This window comes from Bartonella sp. ML69XJBT (assembly GCF_028618515.1).
GTDB lineage: Bacteria > Pseudomonadota > Alphaproteobacteria > Rhizobiales > Rhizobiaceae > Bartonella.
Map to the genome: position 1 here is coordinate 1 of NZ_JAQITB010000079.1, position 2,897 is coordinate 2,897.

Here is a 2,897-nt window from a genome sequence, read left to right on the forward strand (position 1 = left end):
TTAAGAACATATGTTTTAATATTCCCATATCTAAATCCATAATTTTACCAATGGGTTTATTTGCCTCAAAATGGACCGTACAGAGCATTTTTAATTTCCAACGTGGTAATTATCAAAAAACTATCCAATCGCTTTGTACGGTGCCTTTTTATCGATTTAAACGCATATCTAATCCAATAGGTTTTCTACTTTGCACCATTTTGCTGTCTAATCTTCAATGCCCTTTAAAACTTCTTCAAGTCCTTTTTGAAGCTTTTCAACGCGCTCTGATGCTATCACTGCGTCTTGATCTTGGCTCTTGATTTCTGCCTTCTCTAGAACCTTCAAAATATAATTTGCACTCCAACGAATATCGCTTTCAAGCTTTTCGCAGTAGCGATAAAAATCTGCTGTTGATGGCATAAATGTTGCATTTAATCCTTCTGCTTTGCCTTTCAATGCGTCCTTTGTTGCTGTCTGCAATGCCCAGCTGCTTATACCTTCAAGAGCGTAAAAATACGCAAGCGCTGTTGATTTCTCATCTGACCTTAAGGGGCTTTTGAGACCATTGGAAAGAACAAGAAATGCTGTTTGTATTTCCTCTTCCGTTGCTTTTCTTTCAAGCTTTTGCAACGCATCATCAACCAATGAAGTAACTCTCTCCACTTCTGCACTCAATGGTTTTTGCCCCGTTTTCCAAAGGAATGGAGGTTCTGTCATCATCCTCGAATAAAAATTTGTAAACGCTGTCTGAATTTTTGATATTGGACATGTGCTGTGCAACTCGATAACTCCAGCCACGCTGCTGTTCTGTTTGTTTAGTGCTTGTTTTTCCATAGTTTCCACCTTGTTGATTGATTTTATGATCTTTTGAATTCCTTACCCAGTTACGCCATGTTGCTTGCCAATCGGTTTTGGTAGCATTTGCTCCGGCTTTTGAACGCCAGTAATCTCGAAACTTTGCGATCTCAATTTTGATACGCTCTGGTGGCAAGCCCTCTGCAAGTGCAAAATCGTAATCGGGTTCGAAATCATCAGGCAATCGACAGCCTCGATGAGCTTTTGAACGTGTTGTTTTTTTCGAAACGTTTTCTTGCTCGTGAATGGGAGGTTGGTTTTCTAAACCCGCTTCGATTTGTTCTGATGGGCTTTCAACAGCAGCAACCTCGATTGGTTCGTTAACCAAATCGCTCGTTTCTAAATCTTCAAAATCGATTTCTTTTTTTGATAAAACGATAGTTTTATTTTTTTTATATATATTGTTAATGTTATTGTTATTGTTAATGGCATCATTAAGCATTGCTTGTGCATTGCTTATAGCATTGCTTATAGCATCCTTAGCATCATGCTTAGCATTTTTGACATCATTATCACTTTTATCTTTATCCCATCTTGCCTTTGCTGCCTTTTGTGCTCTTTCTGAAAACTTACTTAAATTTTCATTAGAGTTATTGAGTTCCTCTTCAACTTGTAAACTCCACAAACGACCATCTTCTGAAAAAACAATGTGTCCAGTTTCTAATAAAAGATCTAATGCTCTCTGAAATCTTTTCACTGAACAGCCTGCCAATAAAGATAACACTTTAAAATTATTTGTAAGCGGCTCTCCAGTGCGAAGCATTTGAAATCGCAACTTAACATATATGAAACCTTCAAAAGGAGGCAAATATGCAAGATCAAGTAGCCACTTGTCTGCAAAAAGCCTCGTCCATGGCAACTTAGTTGACATGTATTGCCTCCTCTCTTTTCTTACTCCACCTCACATTCGCTGCTTTTGAAGCTCTTTCTGAAGCTTTGCTAATCGTATAATCAAAAGCTAATGACCTATGCCATAAGTTCCCATTCTCTAAACGCGTGATGTAACCCATGCTTATTAAAGTCTCTAATGTCTTTTGAAACGTTCTTACTGAACACCCACACCAACTCGATAAATAAGACGCATTATTGATAAGAGACGCTTGCTTATCATTCATAAGCAACACAAGGGTTGTATAAACAGCCTTCTCTTTTGCCTTTAATCCCATAAGCTCTTTTAAAAACTTATCTGTACTAAACTTTCCATACGCTACTTTATTACTGGATATCATTCGTGATCTCCCTCTCTTTAACTAAATGTAAAATTGATAAAGCATCCGCTTCATTATCATCACAAGGCGCGTGTCCTTTTGCACGCATTGCCTCTATCATCTCTTCTTTCGACGCATTCCCCTTGCCTGTCGTCGCTTTCTTAATCGTACCAACTGGAATGCCTTCATACGGTATCTGATGATGCTCGCACCACGCCGTTAACGTTGCTAACAAGCCACCGTAAACATGCGCTGCGTCTGTACCAACATGGCTCCTCACCTCTTCAAAATACACCGCATCAATATCACCCGCTGTCTGCTTTATTTCTGTAAGCCATCTCTTAAAGCGTAAATAACGCATCCCACCGCCTTCAAAACGACGTGATTTAAAATCAACGGTGCCACTAGTGATACCACAATCCGCACCACAAAGCGCCCACCCTGTCCTCGTACCTAGATCAAAACAAAGAATTGTATGAGACATCTGAAACACCTGTATTTACTGATTATTCCCTTTTTAGAATGGTGCTTTAAACGACTTCTCTGCACACAATTTTGCTGCAATTCACACAATAGGAAATGTTAGGGTTAGATAATTTTTGGATTAGATGATTTTGCTCGTCTATTGTTTTGTCTTTTTCATCTAGCTCTTTTCTAAGCATTTTTATGGTTTTAAAAGCGCTATAAGCTGCATAACAAGATATAATAAGTGCAATAAAACCCATCTCTCTCCTCACTTCCTTTTCTTCTGAGAAGAGTCCTTTTTATTATCTGTAGATACTTCTCCACTATTAACTAAAGTACCACCACCAACGTTGCTTGTATCAACACGTGCATTACCGCAAACAATTG

At 38.6% G+C, this 2,897-nt stretch carries 4 protein-coding genes; all 4 read right to left on the bottom strand.

What is annotated here, in order from left to right; translation table 11 throughout:
• Positions 1–207: 207 nt before the first annotated feature.
• From PVV68_RS09915 to PVV68_RS09930, 4 genes are read right to left on the bottom strand one after another with little or no spacing between them, the layout of a single operon-like run.
• Positions 208–657 carry a hypothetical protein gene (locus tag PVV68_RS09915; RefSeq protein WP_273783002.1) on the bottom strand — a complete coding sequence of 150 codons (450 nt, stop codon included), beginning with the start codon at positions 655–657 and terminating at the stop codon, positions 208–210.
• Complete coding sequence (locus tag PVV68_RS09920) at positions 620–1,708, bottom strand: DUF1376 domain-containing protein (RefSeq protein WP_273783003.1); 1,089 nt, start codon at positions 1,706–1,708, stop codon at positions 620–622. Before PVV68_RS09920 ends, PVV68_RS09915 begins: the two co-directional genes overlap by 38 nt.
• The gene (locus PVV68_RS09925) at positions 1,698–2,066 is read right to left on the bottom strand and encodes a helix-turn-helix domain-containing protein (protein WP_273722115.1); all 369 of its coding nucleotides are present in this window, start codon (positions 2,064–2,066) and stop codon (positions 1,698–1,700) included. The genes PVV68_RS09920 and PVV68_RS09925 overlap by 11 nt, the downstream gene beginning before the upstream one ends.
• Positions 2,053–2,529, bottom strand: coding sequence for a crossover junction endodeoxyribonuclease RuvC (locus PVV68_RS09930; RefSeq protein ID WP_273722117.1), 477 nt, complete (start codon positions 2,527–2,529; stop codon positions 2,053–2,055). The genes PVV68_RS09925 and PVV68_RS09930 overlap by 14 nt, the downstream gene beginning before the upstream one ends.
• Positions 2,530–2,897 lie beyond the last annotated feature (368 nt).

Coding starts and splice junctions, on each gene's coding strand:
- PVV68_RS09920 (WP_273783003.1), bottom strand. CDS start 1,708: ATGTCAACTAAGTTGCCATGGACGAGGCTTTTTGCAGACAAGTGGCTA.
- PVV68_RS09925 (WP_273722115.1), bottom strand. CDS start 2,066: ATGATATCCAGTAATAAAGTAGCGTATGGAAAGTTTAGTACAGATAAG.
- PVV68_RS09930 (WP_273722117.1), bottom strand. CDS start 2,529: ATGTCTCATACAATTCTTTGTTTTGATCTAGGTACGAGGACAGGGTGG.